This is a genomic window from Pantoea sp. XY16, assembly GCF_025153065.1.
GTDB lineage: Bacteria > Pseudomonadota > Gammaproteobacteria > Enterobacterales > Enterobacteriaceae > Pantoea > Pantoea alfalfae.
Window position 1 is genome coordinate 61,658 of the sequence record NZ_JANZNP010000007.1, and the last position, 21,640, is coordinate 83,297.

Here is a 21,640-nt window from a genome sequence, read left to right on the forward strand (position 1 = left end):
CATGACGCAGGACAACAAACTGCAGGTCGAAGCGATCAAACGCGGCACGGTCATCGACCATATTCCGGCGCAGATCGGCTTTAAGCTGCTTTCTCTGTTCCGGCTGACCGAAACCGATCAGCGCATTACCATCGGTCTGAATCTGCCGTCGGGCGAGATGGGCCGCAAAGATCTGATCAAGATTGAGAACACCTTTCTCACCGACGATCAGGTAAATCAGCTGGCGGTCTATGCGCCGCACGCCACGGTTAACCGCATCGACGACTACGAAGTGGTGGCGAAGATCGCCCCGACGCTGCCGGATCACGTTGAACGGGTGCTGACCTGCCCGAACAGCAACTGCATCAGCCGCAGCGAGCCGGTCTTCTCCAGCTTTGCCGTGAAGCAGCGCGCCGACGATGTGTATCTGAAGTGCAAATATTGCGAGAAAGAGTTCGCCCGCCATGTGGTGCTGGGTCACTGGTAATCGCCCTGCCCGACCTTATAATGGGCAATACCGGCGGCATCGCCGCCTGACGACATAATCAAAGGAGCCATGATGTCTCGTGAAATCAGTACTGAAAAAGCCCCTGCCGCTATCGGTCCCTATGTTCAGGGTGTCGATCTGGGCAGCATGATCATTACCTCTGGCCAGATCCCGGTGAATCCGGCGACCGGCCAGGTGGCAGATGACATTGCCGCACAGGCACGTCAGTCACTGGAAAATGTGAAGGCGATTGTTGAAGCCGCGGGTCTGAAGGTGGGTGACATCGTGAAGACCACGGTGTTCGTGAAGGACCTGAATGATTTCGCCACGGTCAACGCGACCTATGAAGCGTTTTTCACCGAGCATGAGGCTCACTTCCCGGCGCGTTCCTGTGTCGAGGTGGCGCGTCTGCCAAAAGATGTGAAGATCGAAATCGAAGCGATTGCCGTCCGTCGCTAAGCCTCACGCCGCCTCTGCCCGCGTAAGCCGGAGAGAGGCGGCGAATTCGTTACCGCTTAGCCGGTCGCCATAGCCACAGAACCGCAATCGCCAGCGCAAACAGTACGCCAAAACCGACGCCCGTCGCCACCGCAGGTGCACCCGCTTTTATCGCCAGCGTATAGAGCCCCAGCATGATCAACATGGCGCTGTTCTCACCCAGGTTCTGAACCGCAATCGCATTGCCTGACCCGACGCTCTCTTTGCCGCGCGCCTGCAGCAGCGCATTCAGGGGGACCACAAAGAAACCGCCCAGCGCACCAATCAGCATCAGCACTAAATAAGCATTCATCAGGGAGTGCTGCAGCGCGAAGACCACCACCATCACGCCAATCAGCACACCGGCCGGCATGCAGCGACGCACGGTCTCCAGCGTGACCAGCTTCGCCGCCGCTGCCGCGCCAATCACGATACCGATCGCGACCATGGCATTCAGCGTGGTTGGCGTGGTGTTGTCATTGATGCCCAGCGCCACCGGCACCCAGAGCACCAGCAGAAAACGTAACGTCACGCCTGCGCCCCAGAACAGACTGGTGCCGAGCAGCGAGAAGCGCGTTTCCGCATCACGCCACAGCAGCGTGGCGGCACTGAAGAAGCTGCGCGTCATCACGCCGAACTGCCAGCTCTGCCCCGGACGTGCCGCCTGCAGTTTCGGGATAAACAGGTTCGCGACTACGGCGATGCCGTAAGTCAGTGCACAGATCCCCAGCGCCGCCAGAATATGCCAGTCAGCCAGCATCCCGCCCGCCACCGAGCCAAGCAGAATGGCGGCGATGGTCGAGGCCTCCATCAGCCCGTTGGCTTTCACCAGCTTCTCGCCGTGGGTGATCTCACCGAGGATGCCATATTTGGCTGGCGAGTAGGCCGCTGCGCCCGCGCCCACCAGGGTGTAGCCGACAAAGGGATTGAAGCCGAAGCAGATCACCAGCGCGCCCAGCAGCTTCAGGCTGTTGGCGAGCATCATCACCCGCCCTTTCGCCATGCTGTCCGCCACCTGACCGACAAACGGCGCCAGCAGAATGTAGGCTGCGACAAACAGCATTTGTAATACCGGCTGGCTCCACTCGGGATAGAACTGACTTTTCAGCACAGCCAGCGTGGCAAACAGCAGCGCGTTATCGCCGAAGGCCGAAAAGAACTGGGCGATAATCACGGCGATCATGCCACGCGACATCAGCGGCGCATTACGATCAAGGCTCATGCCTGCTCCTCTTCCGCCATTTTTTTCAGGGTAACGTAGTCGGGTTTACCGCTGCCCAGCTGCGGCAACTGCTTCATGACACGGATATCACGCGGCAGTGCCAGCTCTGGCGCACCCAGCTCGCGGGCGGCTTTCTGCAGCCTGTCGCGCGCCAGCTCCGCATCGGTGGTAAACAGCACCAGTGCCTCACCACGCTGACCATCCGGGCGCAGCGAGGCGGCGTGCTGTTTGTCCGGTGACGCTTTCAGAGCGATCTGCTCGACGATTTCCAGTGATACCATCTCACCGGCAATCTTCGCAAAGCGTTTGGCACGACCCTGAATCTGGCAAAAACCGCCTTCATCGAAGCTGACGATATCACCGGTGTCGTACCAGCCCGCTTCCATGTTGCCTTCGCCATCGTCAGCGACCGGTGCTTCCAGCACGCCAGGATTTTCGACCCGCAGATAGCCTTTCATCACGTTCGGCCCGCGCAGTTGCAGACGTCCGCCGTGCTCAATGCCTGGCACCGACATCAGTCGTGAATCCATGCCCGGCAGAATGCGTCCCACGGTGTGCGTCTTCGCCGCCATCGGCACGTTAATCGCCACGACCGGCGCGCACTCGGTGACGCCGTAGCCTTCAAGGATACGAATGCCATACTTCTCAATGTAGAGCTGACGCGTGTTCTCCTGCAGCTTCTCCGCACCCGCTACCACATAGCGCAGGCGGGCAAAATCATAGGGTGCGGCAAAGCGCGCGTAGTTACCCAGGAAGGTTGAGGTGCCAAACAGCACGGTGCAGTTACGGTCATAGACCAGCTCTGGCACGATGCGATAGTGCAGCGGGCTGGGATAGAGGAACACCTGGGCGCCGGTCATCAGCGGCGTGAACAGCCCGACGGTGAGACCAAACGCATGAAACAGTGGCAGCGCAGACATAAAGCGGTCGCGCGGCGTGAAGTCGGCGATGGTGCGGATCTGCTCGACGTTCGCCAGCAGGCTTTTATGCGAATGCACCACGCCCTTAGGGTTGCCTTCAGAGCCGGAGGTAAACAGCACCATGGCGGCGTCTTCCGGCTGCTGAGGCAGCTGCGCACGATGCGGCATCAGCAGATGCGCGAGGATCCATAGCTTGTCTTTGCCGGTGACGGTATCTTTCAGATCTTCCAGGTAGATCCACTGTACATCGTCCAGCCCCTGCGGCAGATGCCACAGGTTGCCTTTTTCCAGGAACTGCCGCGACGTGAAGACGGTTTTGATCTGTGCGGCGGTCAGTGCCGCCCGCATGCCATTAACGCCCGCACTGTAGTTGAGCATGGCCGGAACGCGCCCGCGCAGGGTGGCCCCGAAAATCGCTGCCGCTGTCACGGTGGTATTCGGCAGCAGCAGCCCCACCACTTCTCGCGGCTGGCTGTAGCGTTCAAGAATACGGCCCACGCCCAGCGACTTTTTCAGCAGTCCGGTGTAGCTGTCAGGCTTGAAATTGACATCTTCGATGCAGCGCTTAAACGCGCCATAACGGGTACGCGCCGCCAGAAACGCCTCAAACAGGGTTTCACGCGGACGCACCGCCATGCGCGCTTCCATCATCACGTGATGCAGATGCTCACCGGCCAGCACGCGACGGTCGCGCGCCCGTTTCGCCTCCGGCATCGGAATGCGGGTCGCGGGCAGCACGGTCAGGGTGATGCGCGGGAACAGGCGACGTTTAAACACGCCAGCCAGACGACCAAACGGCGTGTATTCTGCGCCTTCAATGCGCATTGGCACCACATTCGCGCCTGAGCGCGCGGCGACAAAGCCGGCCCCGCTGTAGATTTTCATCAGCGAGCCGGTGACGGTAATGCGTCCTTCCGGGAAGATGACCACCGGACGGCCCGTATCAATCAGCCTTACCAGCTGCTTCAGCGCCATAGGCCGGGTCGGATCCAGCGGCACAAAGTCGATAAAGGGTTTAATCAGACGCATAAACCAGCTTTCGCTGATGGTCGAGTAGACGGCGAATACCGGTTTAATCGGTAAAAAGAACGCCAGCAACATGCCGTCGAGAAACGACATATGGTTCGGCGTGATTAATACCTTCTGCTTATGCAGTTCGGCTACGTCGCCACGCAGTTCGACCCGCCATAACAGGCGAAATATCAAACGTAAAATTTTGAAAGCCATGCCGGTTCCTTAGCATCGTGAAAATTAGCCCCTCACGATGCAGGATTTGACGCGGTTCGACAACCGAATTATCGGCAATCTGACGCGGCTTCAGGGGGCCTGCCAGCTACCGCCGAGCGCGGCAATCAGTGCCACGCTGCTGACCCACTGCGTGCTCTGCAGCGTCAGCAAACTCTGCTGCGCACTCAGGCTGCTGTTCTCCGTGGTCGCGACATCCAGGTAGTTAATCATGCCCGCCTCATACTGCAGACGCGTCACCCGCGCCGAGGTCTGTGCTGCATCGGTGGCGCGCTGCTGTGCGGCGATTTCGCCCTGCAGCGTGTTCAGCTCCACCAGCTTATCTTCCACTTCCTGCATCGCGGACAGCACCGTCTGACGATAGGTTGCAACGCTGGCATCCCAGCCTGCCCGCGCCTGATCGACTTTGGCAGAGGTCGCGCCCGCGTCAAGCAGCGTGCCGCTCAGCTCCGGCCCCAGCGACCAGACGCGATTCGGCAGCGAGAACAGCGAATGCAGCACGGAAGCGCTGACGCCCCCGCTGGCGCTGAGGGTCAGGTCGGGATAGTAACCGGCCACCGCCACGCCCACCGCAGCATTGGCCGCAGCCATGTTACGTTCGGCGTACGCAATGTCGGGACGGCGCTGCAATAGCTCGCCCGGCAGGGCCGCCGGAATGGCGGGCAGCGTGGCGGTCAGCGGCGCGGCGGCGAGACTGAAGTCGGCGGGGGCTTTGCCGACCAGCAGCGCAATGGCATGTTCCATCTGCGCGCGCTGCCACTGGTAATCCTGCGCCGAGGCGCTGGCACTCTCCAGCTGCAGCTGCGCCTGAGCCAGCGTGGCACGCGACGCAGTGCCCGCCTGATACTGGCTGTTAATGACGTTCAGGTAGCGCTGATAAGCGTCAACGCTCTGCTGATAGCGCGCGATTTTCTGATCCATGATGCGCAGCTGGAAATAATCCTGCGCCAGCTCAGACTGGGCGCTCAGGGTGATGTTGGCCAGTTCTGCCGCGCTGGCCGAGGCGCTGGCGCGGTTCTCCTCCAGCGTGCGTCGCAGTTTGCCCCACAGATCAGGCTCCCAGCTGGCACTCAGCTCCGCCTGATGGCTGCTGCTGGTAGTGCGAACGCTGCTGCCAGTCGCGTGGCTGCCGCTGCGCGTCACGCTGCCGTCATAGCCCAGTGAAGGAAACAGCGCCGCGCGTGACGCACTCGCCAGCGCCTGTGCCTGCCGGTACTGCGCGGCATAATTCGCCACGTTCTGATTCGAGATGCTCACCTGGCTCAGCAGCCCGCTGAGCGTGGCGTCATGATAAACCGCCCACCATTCGCCTTTGCTTTGCGCATCCAGCGGCGTCGCCTGCTGCCAGCCCCGGGCCTCTTTATAGTGGACCGGCATCGCCATCGCGGGGCGCTGATAGTCGGGACCGACGCTACAGCCGCCCAGCAGCAGCATCACAACAAAGGGAATAAGCGGTTTCATGGATCAGGATTCCGTAGGGCGCAGACGACGCCATTGACGTTGAGTGGCACGGCCCAGACGGTCGAGCCAAAGATAAACAACCGGTGTGGTAAACAGTGTCAGCAGCTGGCTGAGCGCCAGTCCGCCCGCGATAGCGATCCCCAGCGGACTGCGCAGATCGGCATCCCCGCCGCTGCCCAGCGCCAGCGGCAACGTGCCGAAAAAGGCGGCCAGCGTAGTCATCATGATCGGCCGGAAGCGCATCAGGCACGCCTGGGTAATCGCCTGCTGCGGCGACATACCCTGCCGCCGTTCCGCGTCGATGGCAAAATCGATCATCATGATGGCGTTCTTTTTCACGATGCCAATCAGCAGGATGATGCCAATCAGCGCGATCACCGTGAGCTGCGTGTTGGTCAGCAGCAGCAGTAACAGCGCGCCGACGCCCGCAGACGGCAGCGTTGAGAGAATGGTCAGCGGATGGATGTAGCTCTCGTAGAGCACGCCGAGCACGAGATAGACCGCCGCCAGCGCCGCCAGAATCAGCCACGGCATGGTGGCGGTCAGCTGGGAAAAGGCGGCGGCAGTACCGGCAAAACCGGCATGAAGGGTCGACGGCAGGCCCAGCTTCGCCATCGCCTGTTTAATGAGTAACTGCGCCTGCTCCAGCGAGACCCCCTCATTGAGGTTGAATGCTACGGTACTGGTCGCGGACTGGCCCTGATGCGCCACCGACAGCGGCACATTGCCGCCGCTGAAGCGGGCAAAGGCGGAAAGCGGCACGCGGTCACCGCTGTCGTTAATCACATAGAGCTGCTGAAGCGTCTCCGGATTCGCGGTGTCGCTGTCCTGCAGTGACATCACCACGTGATACTGATTCAGGGTGTTATAGAGCGTGGCGATCTGCCGCTGGCTGAACGCATTGTTCAGCAGCGTATCCAGCATGTTCACATTGACGCCCAGCCGGGTCGCGCGGTCGCGGTCGATGGTCAGCGCCACCTCCTGCCCGCCGGTCTGCGAGTCGGAGTCTACGCTGTTGAGCCCGGGGGTCGCCGCCAGCGCCGCCTGCACTTTCGGCGTCCAGATCCGCAGCAGATCAAGATCGTCTGCCTGCAGGCTGTACTGATACGTGGCGTTAGCGCTGCGTCCGCCAATGTGCAGATCCTGCGCCGCCATCAGGAACATCTGCGCCCCGGCGATGTGGCTGGTTTTACGCGTCAGCCGGTTGGCGACTTCGGTAGCCGTGGCATCGCGCTGGTCAAAATCTTTAAGTCGCACAAAGAAGTTGGCGCTGTTGCGGGAGCCAAACATCCCGCTGCCCATCGACGACATTACGCTATCGACCGCCGGGTCTTCCTGAATGATCTTCGTGAACATCAGCATTTTCGGCTTCATCGCCTGAAACGAAATGTTCTGATCGGCACGCAGCGCGCCCATCAGCAGCCCGGTGTCCTGATTCGGGAAAAAGCCCTTCTGCACCACGGTGAACAGAAAAACATTCAGCAGCACGGTCAGCAGCAGACTGAGCAGCGTCAGTTTCTGATGGCGCATCACCCAGGCCAGCCCGCGCCCGTAGGCGGCCAGCAGGCGGTTCAGCTGGTTTTCAATCAACTGATAAAGCGGATGCGGCCGCTGACTGACGGGCGGCTTTGGTTTCAGCAGGCGCGCGCAGAGCATTGGCGTCAGGCTGAGTGAGACAAACAGCGAGATCAGCAGCGACACGGTGAGCGTGACAGCAAATTCGCGGAACAGCCGACCGACAATGCTGCCCATCAGCAGAATCGGGATGAACACCGCGATCAGCGATACGGTCATCGACAGCACGGTGAAGCTCACCTCCTGCGCCCCGCGCAGCGCTGCCCGCAGCGGGCTCAGCCCGCGCTCAATGTGACGGGTGATGTTCTCCAGCACCACGATCGCATCATCCACCACGAAGCCGGTAGAGATAATCAGCGCCATCAGCGACAGGTTATCCAGGCTGTAACCCAGCAGGTACATCACCGCGCAGGTGCCGATCAGCGACACCGGCAGCGCCAGGGCCGGAATGATCACCGCCTGCAGATTGCGCAGGAAAACAAACACCACCGCGATGACCAGCAGCACCGCGATCAGCAGCGTCTCTTCGGTGTCATACAGCGAGGCGCGCACGCCCGGTGAGCGGTCAACCACCACCTTCAGCTGGCTGTCAGCGGGCAGGCTCTTTTCCAGCAGCGGCAACTGCGCTTTTATTGCGTCGATGGTTTCCAGCATATTGGCGCCCGCCTGACGTTTAATGCCGATCATTACCGCAGGCGTAGCATTCAGGAATCCCGCCTGATAGCGATCTTCCACCGAGTCATAGACCGTGGCGACGTCGCGCAGCCGCACCGCGTTGCCCTGCTGATAAGTGATGATCAGATCGCGGTAGCTGGCGGCCTTCTCAAGCTGGCCGTTGCTGTCCACCAGCCACAACTGGTCACTGCCCTGTAAGATCCCTTTGGGCAGATTGGTGGTGCTGTCGGCGACGGCGGCACGCACCGTCTCCAGCGAGATGCCGTAGTGGGTCAGCTTCAGCGGATGCAGATCAATCCGCACCGCGGGTAAGGCGCTGCCCATCAGCGACACTTCACCGACGCCCTGTACCTGCCCCATCGCCTGTTCGATTTTGCTCTCCGCCAGATCGTAAAGCTCGCCGGGCGTGCGGGTAGCAGAGGTCAGCGCCAGCATCACAATCGGCGCATCTGACGGGTTGGCTTTGCGATAAGTCGGCAGCGAGGCCATTGCGCTGGGCAGCAGGCTGCGCGCCGCGTTAATCGCCGCCTGCACGTCGCGCGCCGCGCCGTTGATATCGCGGTCCAGCTCAAACTGCAGAATAATACTGCTGGAGCCCTGCGAACTGCTGGAAGTCATCTCGCTGATACCGGCAATCTGCCCGAGCGAACGCTCCAGCGGGGTCGCGACGGTAGCCGCCATGGTCTCCGGGCTGGCCCCCGCCAGGCTGGCGCTGACCATGATGGTCGGAAAATCGACCTGCGGCAGCGGTGCCACCGGCAGCAGCCGGTAACCCAGCGCGCCGGGCAGCAGGATCGCCAGCGTCAGCAGCAGCGTCGCCACCGGACGAAAGATAAACAGCCGGGTCAGATTCATTGCCCGCTCCGCGCCTGCTGCTGACGGCGTTTCACCCAGGCACTGCCGCGCTGCGCCAGCCCGTCAAACCAGAGGTAGATGACCGGCGTGGAGAAGAGCGTCAGCACCTGACTGACAATCAGCCCGCCGACAATTACCAGCCCCAGCGGCTGTCGCAGCTCGGCACCCGAGCCGGAGGCGAGCATCAGCGGCAGCGCGCCGAGCAGCGCCGCCATCGTCGTCATCAGAATCGGGCGGAAGCGCAGCAGGCAGGCCTGATGAATCGCCTCACGTGCGCTGAGGTGCTGCTGATGTTCCGCCTCCAGCGCGAAGTCGATCATCATAATGGCGTTCTTTTTCACGATGCCGATCAGCAGGATGACGCCAATCAGCGCAATCAGGCTGAACTCCGTGCCCGCCAGCAACAGCGTCAGCAGCGCACCCACCGCCGCCGACGGCAGCGTAGAGAGAATCGTGACCGGATGGATAAAGCTTTCGTAGAGAATGCCGAGCACCACATACATGGTGATCAGCGCCGCCAGAATCAGCCACAGCGTGTTGCCGGTGGCGCTCTGGAATGCCGACGTTTCGCCCTGATAGCGCAGCGTGGTGCTCTCCGGCAGCTGCAGCTGCTGCCGCACGTCGGCAATTGCCCGCTGTCCATCCTCCAGCGAGTAGCCTGGATTCAGGTTGAAGGAGATCATCACCGCCGGGAACTGATTCAGCCGCATGTGCATCAGCGAACCGGTGCGCTGGTGGATAGTGGCGATAGAGGTAAGTTTGACCATGCCGCTGCTGGCAGAGCGGGTGTCAGAGGCTGAAGTGGACGTCGATGAAGACGAAGATGTTGACGAAGACGTTGACGCTGATGAAGTCGTGCTGGTGGATGATGACGCCGAACTGCTGCTGCCGGACGATTGCAGCCAGACATCATCAAACGACGCCGGACCCTGCCGGAAGGCCGGCGCCACTTCCAGCACCACCCGATACTGATTCGACTGGGTAAAAATCGTCGAGACCAGCCGCTGACCAAAGGCGTTATAGAGCGCGGTGTCCACGTCCGATGCGGTAATGCCAAAGCGCGCCGCTTTGTCCCGGTTCAGCTCCACGTAAGAGACGCGCCCCTGATCCTGCAGGTTACTCACCACGCCATTAAACTCGGGCCGCTGCTGCAACGCTGCCACCAGTTTCGGCGACGTGCGGACCAGATTTTCACTGTCGGCGTCGTCAAGGGTGAACTGATACTGACTCGGCGACACCTGGTCGTTGACGGTGAGATCCTGCGCCGGTTGCAGATAGAGCCGGATACCCGGCACATCGCTGGTCGCCTGGTTCAGCTGGCTGATCACCTCGCTGGCGCTGAGATCGCGGGCGCCAGAGGGCTTGAGGTTGATCTGCAGCCGTCCGCTGTTGAGGCTGCTGTTAGTGCCGTCGATGCCGATGGTCGATGAGACGCTCTCCACCGCCGGGTTTTTCAGGATCAGCGCAGAGAGCGCCTGCTGTCGCGTCGCCATTGTTTTAAACGAGACATCCTGGGAGGCGACGGTAATGCCCTGAATCAGCCCGGTATCCTGGGTCGGGAAGAAGCCTTTCGGCACCATCATGTAGAGCAGCGCCGTCAGTCCGAAGGTTGCCAGCGCCACCAGCAGCGTCAGTTTCTGATGGTTCAGCACCACGGTCAGCAGCCGGTCATAGCCGCGCACCAGCCGGTCGAACATCTCGCCGCCCTTGCGGGCAAAGGTTGACTGCTGCTCTGGCGGAATGTGCCGCAGCAGATACGCGCACAGCATCGGGGTCAGCGTCAGCGACACCCCCATCGACACCAGGATCGCCACCGCCAGCGTAATCGCGAACTCCCGGAAGAGTCGCCCGACCACATCGCCCATAAACAGCAGCGGGATCAGCACCGCAATCAGCGAAAAGGTCAGCGAGATAATGGTGAAGCCAATCTGCCGGGAGCCTTTCAGCGCCGCCTCCATCGGTGTCTCGCCCTGCTCCAGCCGCCGGGAAATGTTCTCCACCACCACGATAGCGTCATCGATAACAAAACCGGTGGCGATGGTCAGCGCCATCAGCGACAGGTTATTCAGGCTGAAGCCCGCCAGATACATCACGCCAAAGGTGCCAACCAGCGACAGCGGCACCGCCACACTCGGGATCAGCGTGGCGGCCACGTTGCGCAGGAACAGAAAGGTTACCATCACCACCAGCGCAATCGACAGCATCAGCTCAAACTGCACGTCGCTGATTGAGGCGCGAATGGTCTGGGTGCGGTCGGAGAGAATCGTCATCTTCACCCCGTCCGGCAGCGCCGCCTGCAGTGCAGGAAGCTGCGCCTTGATGTTGTCCACCACCTGAATCACGTTTGCGCCGGGCTGACGCTGCACGCTGATGACAATCGCGGGCTGGTTATTGGCCCATGCGGACTGGAAGCTGTTCTCCGGGCCCTGTTCGATGTGGGCGATATCTTTCAGGCGCAGCGCCGCGCCATTCTCATAGCTGAGGATCAGGTTGCCGTACTCGGTTGCGGTGCGCAGCTGGTCGTTGGCGTCGATGGTCACCGAATGATATTTACCGTCAAAGCCGCCTTTGGCGCCATTGACGTTGCTGTTGCCAATCAGCGTATTTACCGCCTCCAGCGTCAGGTGATGCGCCGCCAGCGCCAGAGGATTCATCTGCACCCGAATCGCCGGCTGATGCCCGCCCGCCAGCGTCACCATTCCGACGCCGGAGATCTGCGACAGCTTCAGCGCCACCTGGGTGTTAACCAGATCCTGCACCTCGGTCAGCGGCAGCGTGCCGGAGCTGGCCGCCAGCGTCACCACCGCGCTGTCCGCCGGATTGACCTTTTTGTACGTCGGCGGATTAGGCAGATCGTCGGGCAGCAGGTTATTTGCCGCATTGATCGCCGCCTGCACCTCCTGCTCGGCGACATCCAGCGACAGATCGAGGCTGAACTTCAGGGTTATGATCGACGAGCCGCTGGCGCTGGTGGAGCTCATCTGGCTCAGCCCCGCCATCTGCCCCAACTGGCGCTCCAGCGGTGAGGTGACCGACGACGCCATCACATCCGGGCTGGCGCCCGGATAGAGCGTGGTGACCTGAATGGTCGGATAGTCGACCTGCGGCAGCGCCGAGGTCGACAGGGATTTCCAGGCAAAAATCCCGGAGATCAGCACGCCGGCCATCAGCAGGATGGTGGCGACAGGACGCAGAATAAACAGGCGAGACGGGTTCATTTCGACACAGCACCGGCAGCGGGCGTCTCATCTGCCAGCGTGACTTTGCTGCCGCTGGTCAGACGATCGATCCCTTCCGTTACCAGCCGATCGCCCGGTGCAACGCCGCTGAGGATCGCCTGCTGATCGTCGCCGAAAGCCGGGCCGGTGGTGACCGCTTTACGCGTGACGGTATGATCTTTGTTGATCACAAAGACAAAGCTGCCGTCGCTGCTCAACTGCAGCGCCTGCGCCGGGATCACCGTCGCGCCTTTCAGCACCCGGGTCTGCAGCCGCAGATTCACAAACTGGTTAGCAAACAGCGACTCATCCTGGTTGGCAAACACCGCTTTCAGCGCCACGGTGCCGGTGGCGGTGTCGATCTGGTTGCTGATGAACTTCACTTCGCCGCTGGCGAGCGGATGCTGGTTGTCCTGATCAAACAGCGTGGCGGGCAGGCTCTGCCCCTGATGCAGCACGCTGACCAGCGCGGGGATGTCGCTTTGTGGCACGCTAAAGGTCACGGCGGCGGGCTGCATCTGCGTGATGGTCACCAGACCGGTGCTGCTGGAGCTCTGCACCATGTTGCCGGGATCGACCTGACGCAGGCCGACGCGCCCGCTGATCGGGGCGGTGATCCGGGCATATTCAATGCTCAGCTTTGCACTGGCAATCTGCGCCTGATCGGCGGCGACGGCACCGCGATACTGCCCGACGGTGGCAATCTGCGTGTCCAGATCCTGGCGCGCCAGCGCATCCTGCGCCGCCAGTTTGCGGTAGCGCGCCAGCGTCAGCTCGGCACTTTTCAGCAGCGCCTGGTTCTCGCTGAGTTCAGCCTGATACTGGTTCAGCGTCGCCTGATAGCTGCGCGGATCGATCTGCGCCAGCAGTTGACCGGCACTGACCTTCTGTCCTTCGGTGAAGAAAACCTGCTCCAGCTGGCCGTCAACGCGGCTGGTCACCGTCACGCTGGCGTTGGGGATCACCGTGCCGAGCGCATTCAGCCACACCGGCACATCCGCCGTGCTGGCAACCCCGCTGTGAACCAGCGTTGCACTGCCGCCCATCATGCCAGGCGAATCCGGTCTGCCCGGCGGCATTCCCTCACCCGGCCCGTGCCCCGAAGAGAGCAGACGCCAGATAACGCCCGCGACAATCGCCGCCACCAGCAACAGAAGCAGCCATTTAAGCCCAAAGGAACGCGCGGGGCGAGAAAGGTGAGTCATCGTCGAACTCTTCAGATAAGCAGAAAAAGAAATCCCGGAACGTGCGGAATGCGGCAGTGAGCGGCAGCGAGCAAAAAACCGCCAGGCTTCACGGCGGCCATTATCAGTGAAAGGCGACGCGCCTTTCTATTGGCAAACTGTCAGGGTTTCGTTAAGAACGATGTTGATTTAGCGGGAGTTTTTACAGCGGTAACGGCAGGCTCAGGCAAGCAGACAAAAAAAACCCACGCATCTGCGTGGGTCGGTGTAATAACAGGGTCTCACTGCCGAAGCAGTGTTGTTTTCACACCCATTAATACCTCTGGGACTGCTATCCTCGCACTGATTGACCGCGCGGAGACAGCGGGAAAACGCAACCGAATTCGGGGAAGTGCAACGAGGTGTGAATATTCCTCACGCCTCGCTTACACTCTGATTTAACTAAGATTTATCCGAAGGGCTGGCCGTGGGTTTAGTGTAGATGGCATCCGGTGCAACGTTCATGTGTTTCAGTACCGGCCCCATGATATTGCCGAACACCGGCGCAGCAACCGAACCACCGAAGTGATCGCCCGCCGTCGGATGGTTGATCATCACCACCAGCGCCACTTCAGGATGACTGGCGGGCGCAATACCGGCGGTGTAGTTGACGTAGCCGCCATCATACTTGCCGCTGGTACCCATCTTTTCCGCCGTACCGGTTTTGGTTGCCAGACGGTAGCCCGGTACCGCAGCTTTCAGTCCGGTTCCGCCCGGCAGGACGTCGCTCTCCAGCATATGCACCACCTCTTTCACCGTTTCCGGATTGGCGACCTGGCGTCCCATGACCGGCGGCGTGACGCGGGTGATCGACAGCGGACGGTAAACGCCATAAGAGCCGAGCGTGGCGTATTCGCGGGCAATCTGCAGCGGCGTGACGCGCAGACCATAGCCAAAGGAGAAGGTAGCCCGCTCGATATCCGCCCAGCGGGCGCGGTGCAGCGGGAAGTAGCCGACGCTTTCGCCGGTCAGCCCTAATCCGGTCGGTTTGCCCAGGCCAAACGCATGATAGGTATTCACCAGCGCCTCCGCGGGCATCGCCAGCGCCAGATGAGAGACGCCGATGTCGCTCGATTTTTGCAGAATGCCGGTCATGGTCAGGCGCGGCCAGTGGCCGACGTCGCGGATCAGGTGGCCGTTAACGCTGTAAGGCGTGGTGTCGATCACCGAGTCCGGACGCACCAGATGGCGCTCCAGCGCTTCCATTACGACTAACGGCTTAACGGTCGATCCCGGTTCGTAGCTGTCATTGATGGCCGAGTTACGCATCTGTGCCGGGGTGGCCCCTTCATAGTTGTTGGGGTTGAACGACGGATAGGAGGCCATCGCCAGAATCTCGCCGGTGTCGATTTTCACCAGCACGGCCGCACCCGAGTCCGCTTTGTTGATCAGTACGCCGTCGCGCAGTTTGCTGTAGAGCGTGTACTGGTCATATTTGTCGATGCTGAGCTGCACCGTGGGCGGCTGCGTCGGCGGCTGGTAGTTGATCATCGCGATGATATTGCCCGCCGCATCCTGACGATAGACCTCTTTGCCCGGCTCGCCCTGCAAGACTTTATCGAAGCCTTTTTCCAGCCCGTTCAGGCCGACATTATCCGCGCCAACGATACCGATCAGCGGCGCAGAGGCTTCGCTCATCGGATAGAAACGGCTGTCGTCATAAACTTCACTGATGCCTTTCAGCTTCAGCTCTTTAATGTCTTTGGCGATGCCCAGTTCGACTTTACGTCCCAGATAGAGGAAACGACGTTTCGGGTTGGCGGTGATCTGCGCCGCCAGCTCTTCGGGACGGGTGTTGAGCGCGGCCGCAAGATAGGCCCATTTGGCACTGGTAAAATCAGGGTTGCTCTCCAGCACGCGCAGTGGATCGGCAATCACATCGCGCGATGGCACGCTGAGCGCCAGCGCTTCGCCGTTACGATCCAGCAGGGTGCCGCGACTGGTGGGCAGCGTGACGGTTCGCAGCGATCGCTGATCCGCTTCGTGCTCCAGCATCGGCTGATTCAGGAACTGCAGGTCCGCGACGCGCGCCAGCAGCACCACCAGACAGGTTGTGACACCCAGACAGATCAGTCGAAAACGAAAAGGGTTGAATGGCGCTTTTATCTGGTCTTTTCCCAGTAGTTTTTTAATCCGGGGCATGGCATTCCGCTGCGCAAAATAAAGAGAAAGGGGCTGGTGCCAGCAGTTATAAAGAAAGCGCTGGCCGTATAACAGGAAAACTGTGTATCAGTTCGTTATTGGCAACGGATTTTTGGCAAAAAAAACCTGCGCATCTGCGCAGGTTGGTGTAATCAAGAAAATCTATTGATGTTCACCCATCAATACCTCTGGGACCCTGAATGTAGCAAAGGGAATTGATCGGCTGCCATCGCCTAAACGCAACAGTTACCCGCAAAATGTAACCAGCCATGAGAACCTTACGCTATTGTGCAATCCTGATGTTTTTTGATTTCCACCAGGCAACTCATGGCGTTTGGCCCCTGCGTCAGCGACGACGTACCAATATCGAGCGTCAGCACGTTGGGGTTACCGGCGCGATCAAAAGGCTGCCACGCCCTGCCAAAGCCAGGGTCAAACCACGCACCGGTAGCGATAATCACCACGCCCTGCGTCACGCCCTCGGTGATCTGCACACCCGCCAGCATCACACCACGTGCGTTGCTCACCTCAATCTCATCGCCCTCCACCAGTCCGCGCGCAGCTGCATCCACTGGATGCATGTAAAGCGTTTCATGTCCGGCCGTTTTATTGTCCTGCACCGTGTCGGTGGCATCCAGCTGGCTGTGTAACCGGTCGGAAGGCTGAATGGAGATCATGTGCAGCGGATAGTCGCGGCTGACTGGGGAACCAAGCCACTCCTGTGGTTCACGCCACTCCGGATGACCGGCGAAGTCGTCCAGCTGGTAGTCCGCAATGGTCTGACTGAACAGCTCGATTTTGCCGCTGGCGGTTTTGATTGGATTGGCCTGCGGATCGGCACGGAAATCCTCCATAAACTGATAAGGCTTGCCACCTTCCGGAATTTCCACAAAGCCGCGCTGCCAGAATTCATCAAACGCCGGGAAATCGATGCCTTTGCGCTGATGCGCGGTCGCACACTGCTGATAAAGATGCGCAATCCACTGCATCTCATTGCGCCCTTCGGTAAAGGTGTCGCGATAGCCGAGTCGCTCTGCTAAGTCGGCAAAAATATCGAAGTCGTTGCGCGCCTGATGCTGCGGCTTAATCGCCTGATGCATGGCCAGCACAAAGCGGTCACGTGAGGAGCCGCCGATGTCATTACGCTCCAGCGTGGTCGTCGCAGGCAGCACGATGTCCGCCATCTGCGCCGCTGGCGTCCAGACGATATCCTGCACCACCACCGTATCGGGCCGTTGCCAGCCCTCCACCAGCCGGTTCAGCTGCTGATGATGGTGGAAAGGATTGCCGCCCGCCCAGTGCACCATGTGGATATCGGGATAGTGCAGCGTTTCGCCCTGGAAGCTATATGGCTGGCCGGGATTGAGCAGCATATCGCTGATGCGCGCCACCGGAATCGACAACCCTGACGGATTGGGGCCGGTGCTCATCATCGGGGCAGGCCCCTCCTGACGGGGATTGCCGACGCTGTTCATTGAACCATGACCGAAAGAGAACCCCGCGCCCGGCAGGCCAGGCTGACCGAGCATTGAGGAGAGCGCAATCATCATCCAGTAAGGCTGCTCGCCGCGATGGGCGCGCTGCACGGAATAGGAGCAGGTAATAAAGCTGCGCTTGCCGGTCAGTTGCTGCGCCAGCTGCACGATGCGATCAGCCGGGATGCCGGTGATACGGCTGGCCCAGCCAGCGGTTTTCGCTACGCCGTCGGTTTCGCCCAGCAGATAGGCGCGCAGCTGCGGCCAGCCGGTGCAGTGGCTGGCGAGAAACGCCTCGTCAACCGCGCCGTGCTGGGTGATCTCATGCCCCAGCGCCAGCATCAGTGCCACGTCGGTATTGGGGCGAATCGGGATCCACTCGGCGTTCACAAATTCCGGGCAGTCATCGCGCATCGGGCTGATGTTGATGACCGGCGTGCCTTTGGCCGCCAGCTGCATCAGCGCCGGTTTCAGGCTGTGCTGCCCTGCGCCACCTGAGGCGACCTGGGCGTTTTTCAGCGCCAGCCCGCCAAAGGCGACAAAAATTTCGGCATGTTCCACTACCTGCGGCCACTCGGTGACGCGCCCGGTCAGCGGCATATAGGTGCCGATCACATAGGGCAGGAAGAACTGCGCCGCGCCCCAGCTGTAGTTACCCTGCTGATCGACGCCGCCGCCGCCCTGAAAGTAGAAACGACGCACCAGCGTGCGGGCGTGATTGACGCGACCGGCCGATGACCAGCCGTAGGAGCCGTTGAAAATGCCCGACGCACCATAGCGTTCGCGGACGCGGCGATTCTCTTCCGCCACCAGGTCCAGCGCGGTTTCCCAGTCGACGGCGACAAAATCTTCCCGGCCACGCAGCGTGCGGTCGCTCTTTTCGCGTGACTTCAGCCACGAGCGACGCACCATCGGCTGGCGAATGCGTTTGTCTGAGTAGACCAGCTCAGGAATGGTGTGGATCATCGGTGACGGATCGGCATCAGCGAAGAAAGGTTCGCAGCCAATCAGACGATCGTTTTCAGTGACGGCGGTAAACGCGCCCCAGTGCGCCAGATGTGGCACTTTGGTTTTCATCGTTGTTTTTTTCACGGTAGCCAGGTGGGGAACTGAGCATAACATGGGGCAACGTCTCAGCAGAAGATGTGCAGCAGCGGTCGTTTTTGCCCCTTTTTGCGACGACGCTGGCATTCTGTCGGGTTGATGTGTCCGCCCTTTTCCGTAACACTGATGCGATGTGTAAACGTTTTCCCCAAAGCAGGTCAACGCATGGCTACCATAAAGGATGTTGCGCGACTGGCGGGCGTTTCTGTCGCCACAGTCTCCCGTGTAATCAATAATTCTCCCAAAGCCAGCGACAGCTCCCGACAGGCCGTAGGCCAGGCGATGGAGCAGCTTCAGTATCACCCGAATGCCAACGCACGCGCGCTGGCGCAGCAATCGACCGAAACGCTCGGCCTGATTGTCGGTGACGTCTCCGATCCCTTTTTTGGCGCAATGGTGAAAGCCGTGGATGAGGTGGCAGGCGACACCGGTAACTTTTTGCTGATTGGTAACGGTTACCATAATGAGCAAAAAGAGCGGCAGGCGATTGAACAGCTGATGCGTCACCGCTGCGCGGCGCTGGTGGTGCACGCCAAGAAAATTCCCGACGCAGAACTGGAAGTGCTGATGAAGCAGGTGCCGGGTATGGTGCTGCTGAACCGCCTGATCAAAGGCTTTGAAAAGCGCTGTATTGCACTCGACGATCGCTACGGCGCCTGGCTGGCAACCCGTCATCTGATCCAGCTCGGCCATCAGAATATCGCCTTTATCTGCTCGACCCACACCATCTCCGATGCCGAAGATCGCCTGCAGGGTTACTATGATGCGCTGAAAGAGCACGGTCTGCCGTGCAGCGATCGGCTGGTGACCTGGGGCGAACCGGACGAAGTGGGCGGTGAGCAGGCGATGACAGAACTGCTGGGACGCGGCAGAAATTTCACCGCCGTCGCCTGCTACAACGACTCGATGGCGGCGGGCGCGCTGGCGGTGCTGAGCGATAACGGCGTCCGCGTGCCGGAAGAGATGTCGCTGATCGGCTTCGATGATGTGCTGGTGTCGCGCTATGTGCGACCACGCCTTACGACGGTCCGCTATCCGATTGTCACGATGGCGCAGCAGGCCGCTCAGCTGGCCTTGGCGCTGGCCAACGATCTGCCGCTGCCGGAAGTGACTCACATGTTCAGCCCGACGCTGGTGCGCCGTCATTCGGTCAGCGGCCCGGCCTGACGCAACGGAGGCCGGTTCAGCCGGCCACAGTACTTACTGAAAGGCGTGCAGCAGCGTCTCCAGCGGCCTGACCAGCGCTATCACCGTTTCATCCTGCACCTCTGCGGCGGCATCCAGTGTCGCCTGCATCTCCGCCACTTCACTGGCACCAAACGCCTGATTACGGACGTAAGCATTCACCAGCGCGAGGCCCATGGCGCTCAGCACCTCAACCTGCTGCACGCTGTGTGCCAGCGGCTTCAGCGTCGCGCTGCCGTTGACGATCGGCATCACCGCAGTCGTGTTGGCCTGCCAGCGCTGCAGCGGCGCGCGCACTGCGGAGGCGGCAGCCGGATTATTACGATTGGCGATTAATACGGCGACCTGTTGCTCCAGCTGGCGCACTGCCTCACTCTCTGCGGGCAGCACATCGGCCAGCCGGTTTAATGGCTCCTGATAGTTGTAATGCCCCGCCTGAAACTTCAGGTGCTGACGCGTGTAATACTGCGCCGGTTCCAGTACTTCGGCCAGCACTCGCAGCGGGGCGATATCGTGTCCGCTGGCCAGCCGCATCATCTGCTGCTCCGTCTGCGCATGTTGCAGCGTTCCCACGGACACCGTGCTCCAGCGATCCATCGCCGCCAGCCGTGAATACATCGAATCCATGTTCGTGACGTTTTCTGCCGACCATAACCGCTCGGCCACCACAAAGGCGCGCGGCCACAGTTTAGTATCAATGATCTGGCTGTTGATGTTTTCAGCCCACAGCGCCGCCTCGCCACCCAGCAGATTTTGCTGTACCTGTTCTGGCGTGGGCAGCACGGGTGCGATGCCCGCAGGCGGCTGCATCAGACGCTGACCGCTGGCGGGATAACGTACGTTGCCTACCCGCACATAGCCTTTGAGAGACTGCTGTTGCAGCGTGACCACCGGCTGGAACGGCCCCATCCAGCTATCCACCGTGAACTGCACCTGTTGCGTCGAGAGCCAGTTGATGTCGCTGATCATCCGCCGGGCTTTGCCGTCGAAGTCGATAAAACCGCGCCAGCCCTGCGCGCCCTGAATCAACGTAAAGCTGCCCTTCACCGGGCTGCCTTTCAGCCGTGGCATCGTGAATGACCAGCTCTGCGCCTGGTCGCCGGGCCGCAGACGGTCCTGACCGTTCAGCCCGCGTGGCGTGACCTCGTTGCGATAGTGATAGCTGGCAGTCTGGGGCTGATCGAGGTAGAAACCGGTGGAGAGGATGCCGCGATAATTTTCTTTTGCCAGCGCACTCAGCGCATCCTGGCCCTGCCAGGACTGGATCAGAATACTGCGTGGCAGATCGGGATGAGCGATCTCATCCCAGCCCACCATCTGACGCTGATGGGCTTCGAGGATCTTCTCCACCCGCTGATTGAAGTACGCCTGCAGCGCATGCGCGTCTTTCAGATCGTGCTCGCGCATAAACTGCTGAATCGCGGGTGAGTTTTTCCACTGCGTGGGATCGACTTCATCGCCGCCGATGTGCAGCCAGGGATCGGGAAAGATCGCCGCCATCTCTCCCACCAGCGTATCGATCACCTGATAAACCTGTTCATTAGCGGGATCAAGCAGCGGTTTAAAGACGCCCCAGCCGCGCGCCATCTGAAAGGGACCCGCTGCGCTGATCAGTTCCGGCATCGCCACCGCCAGCGCGGAGGCATGTCCTGGCATATCCAGCTCGGGCACCACACGCACCCCACGGTCGGTGGCATATTTCACGATTTCCCGCATCTGCTGCTGGCTGTAATAGTTGCCATCGCTGGCTTTCTGCTGCAGCTGGGGATAGTGGCTGGAGGCGAAGCGCCAGCCCTGATCGTCGGTGAGATGCCAGTGAAAGACGTTCATTCGTGCGGCGGCGATGCCGTCGATCTGACGCTTAAGCGTTTCTACCGGCATAAAGTGGCGTGCCGTGTCGATCAGCACACCGCGCCACGGAAAGCGCGGATGATCGTGAATGGTGACGTAAGGAATCGTCGTGCCCTGCTCACCGTTTTGTATCAGCTGCAGCAGGGTTTCCATGCCGCGCATCGCACCAAAACGGTTGGGTGCGGTTAATCGCACGCCATCGCCATTGACCTGCAACTGATAGCGCTCATCACTGTCGGGCAGCGGCAGTGGATCGACTGCCTTTGCAATCATGATGCGGATAGTCGGTGCAGCTACCGGCTGCGTGGCGGGCAATAGCGGCCAGCCGGTCTGATCGCTGATGCGCGCCAGCCAGCGTGCTTCGGCCCCCGCCAGATGATCGCCTGAGATTTGCAGCGTCAACTGCGGCGTCAGGGTAAGCGCACCGCCACTGGCGGGCTGCTCCACCTGTTGCGGCCAGGGCATTAGCGGCAGCGGATTGGCTATGACGATCGGGCTAAAAACAGCGAGCAGGAGCAGAGTACGGGGTAACCACATTGGCGGGCA

12 protein-coding genes are annotated in these 21,640 nt (G+C 60.7%); 3 read left to right on the forward strand and 9 right to left on the reverse strand.

The window, feature by feature from the left end; genetic code table 11:
• Window position 1: 1 nt before the first annotated feature.
• Together pyrI and ridA are read left to right on the forward strand one after the other, a co-directional pair.
• A complete protein-coding gene (pyrI, locus tag N1689_RS12135) occupies window positions 2–466 on the forward strand; it encodes an aspartate carbamoyltransferase regulatory subunit (protein ID WP_161731886.1) in 465 nt (154 codons plus the stop codon).
• Between the two features lie 72 nt (window positions 467–538).
• A complete protein-coding gene (gene ridA / locus N1689_RS12140) occupies window positions 539–925 on the forward strand; it encodes a 2-iminobutanoate/2-iminopropanoate deaminase (RefSeq protein ID WP_260059121.1) in 387 nt (128 codons plus the stop codon).
• A 49-nt stretch (window positions 926–974) separates the two neighbouring features.
• On the opposite strand, the gene lplT is transcribed toward ridA, so the two are convergent.
• The 8 genes from lplT to N1689_RS12180 all read right to left on the reverse strand — a co-directional run bounded on the left by lplT (window position 975) and on the right by N1689_RS12180 (window position 18,031).
• Window positions 975–2,165: a lysophospholipid transporter LplT gene (gene lplT / locus N1689_RS12145; RefSeq protein ID WP_260059016.1), complete on the reverse strand. Its 1,191-nt coding sequence runs from the start codon at window positions 2,163–2,165 to the stop codon at window positions 975–977.
• The gene (gene aas / locus N1689_RS12150; RefSeq protein WP_260059017.1) at window positions 2,162–4,312 is read right to left on the reverse strand and encodes a bifunctional acyl-ACP--phospholipid O-acyltransferase/long-chain-fatty-acid--ACP ligase; all 2,151 of its coding nucleotides are present in this window, start codon (window positions 4,310–4,312) and stop codon (window positions 2,162–2,164) included. Before aas ends, lplT begins: the two co-directional genes overlap by 4 nt.
• Window positions 4,313–4,402: 90 nt before the next feature.
• Entirely contained in the window at window positions 4,403–5,791 is a 1,389-nt protein-coding gene (locus N1689_RS12155) for an efflux transporter outer membrane subunit (protein ID WP_260059018.1), read from the reverse strand.
• Between the two features lie 3 nt (window positions 5,792–5,794).
• Entirely contained in the window at window positions 5,795–8,896 is a 3,102-nt protein-coding gene (locus tag N1689_RS12160; RefSeq protein ID WP_260059019.1) for an efflux RND transporter permease subunit, read from the reverse strand.
• Window positions 8,893–12,114, reverse strand: coding sequence for an efflux RND transporter permease subunit (locus tag N1689_RS12165; protein WP_260059020.1), 3,222 nt, complete (start codon window positions 12,112–12,114; stop codon window positions 8,893–8,895). The genes N1689_RS12160 and N1689_RS12165 overlap by 4 nt, the downstream gene beginning before the upstream one ends.
• Window positions 12,111–13,319: an efflux RND transporter periplasmic adaptor subunit gene (locus tag N1689_RS12170; RefSeq protein ID WP_260059021.1), complete on the reverse strand. Its 1,209-nt coding sequence runs from the start codon at window positions 13,317–13,319 to the stop codon at window positions 12,111–12,113. The genes N1689_RS12165 and N1689_RS12170 overlap by 4 nt, the downstream gene beginning before the upstream one ends.
• 420 nt (window positions 13,320–13,739) lie before the next feature.
• Complete coding sequence (locus N1689_RS12175) at window positions 13,740–15,479, reverse strand: penicillin-binding transpeptidase domain-containing protein (protein ID WP_161731872.1); 1,740 nt, start codon at window positions 15,477–15,479, stop codon at window positions 13,740–13,742.
• Window positions 15,480–15,757: 278 nt separating this feature from the next.
• Window positions 15,758–18,031 carry a molybdopterin guanine dinucleotide-containing S/N-oxide reductase gene (locus N1689_RS12180; protein ID WP_260059022.1) on the reverse strand — a complete coding sequence of 758 codons (2,274 nt, stop codon included), beginning with the start codon at window positions 18,029–18,031 and terminating at the stop codon, window positions 15,758–15,760.
• Window positions 18,032–18,223: 192 nt separating this feature from the next.
• On the opposite strand from N1689_RS12180, the gene galR reads away from it, so the two are divergent.
• Entirely contained in the window at window positions 18,224–19,225 is a 1,002-nt protein-coding gene (gene galR, locus N1689_RS12185) for an HTH-type transcriptional regulator GalR (RefSeq protein ID WP_003851033.1), read from the forward strand.
• Window positions 19,226–19,258: 33 nt separating this feature from the next.
• Here galR and N1689_RS12190 read toward each other — a convergent pair whose 3' ends face one another.
• Entirely contained in the window at window positions 19,259–21,631 is a 2,373-nt protein-coding gene (locus tag N1689_RS12190) for a beta-N-acetylhexosaminidase (protein ID WP_260059023.1), read from the reverse strand.
• Window positions 21,632–21,640 lie beyond the last annotated feature (9 nt).

Coding starts and splice junctions, on each gene's coding strand:
- N1689_RS12190 (WP_260059023.1), bottom strand. CDS start 21,631: ATGTGGTTACCCCGTACTCTGCTCCTGCTCGCTGTTTTTAGCCCGATC.
- N1689_RS12170 (WP_260059021.1), bottom strand. CDS start 13,319: ATGACTCACCTTTCTCGCCCCGCGCGTTCCTTTGGGCTTAAATGGCTG.
- N1689_RS12180 (WP_260059022.1), bottom strand. CDS start 18,031: ATGAAAACCAAAGTGCCACATCTGGCGCACTGGGGCGCGTTTACCGCC.
- lplT (WP_260059016.1), bottom strand. CDS start 2,165: ATGAGCCTTGATCGTAATGCGCCGCTGATGTCGCGTGGCATGATCGCC.
- N1689_RS12165 (WP_260059020.1), bottom strand. CDS start 12,114: ATGAACCCGTCTCGCCTGTTTATTCTGCGTCCTGTCGCCACCATCCTG.
- N1689_RS12160 (WP_260059019.1), bottom strand. CDS start 8,896: ATGAATCTGACCCGGCTGTTTATCTTTCGTCCGGTGGCGACGCTGCTG.
- galR (WP_003851033.1), top strand. CDS start 18,224: ATGGCTACCATAAAGGATGTTGCGCGACTGGCGGGCGTTTCTGTCGCC.
- pyrI (WP_161731886.1), top strand. CDS start 2: ATGACGCAGGACAACAAACTGCAGGTCGAAGCGATCAAACGCGGCACG.
- ridA (WP_260059121.1), top strand. CDS start 539: ATGTCTCGTGAAATCAGTACTGAAAAAGCCCCTGCCGCTATCGGTCCC.
- aas (WP_260059017.1), bottom strand. CDS start 4,312: ATGGCTTTCAAAATTTTACGTTTGATATTTCGCCTGTTATGGCGGGTC.
- N1689_RS12155 (WP_260059018.1), bottom strand. CDS start 5,791: ATGAAACCGCTTATTCCCTTTGTTGTGATGCTGCTGCTGGGCGGCTGT.
- N1689_RS12175 (WP_161731872.1), bottom strand. CDS start 15,479: ATGCCCCGGATTAAAAAACTACTGGGAAAAGACCAGATAAAAGCGCCA.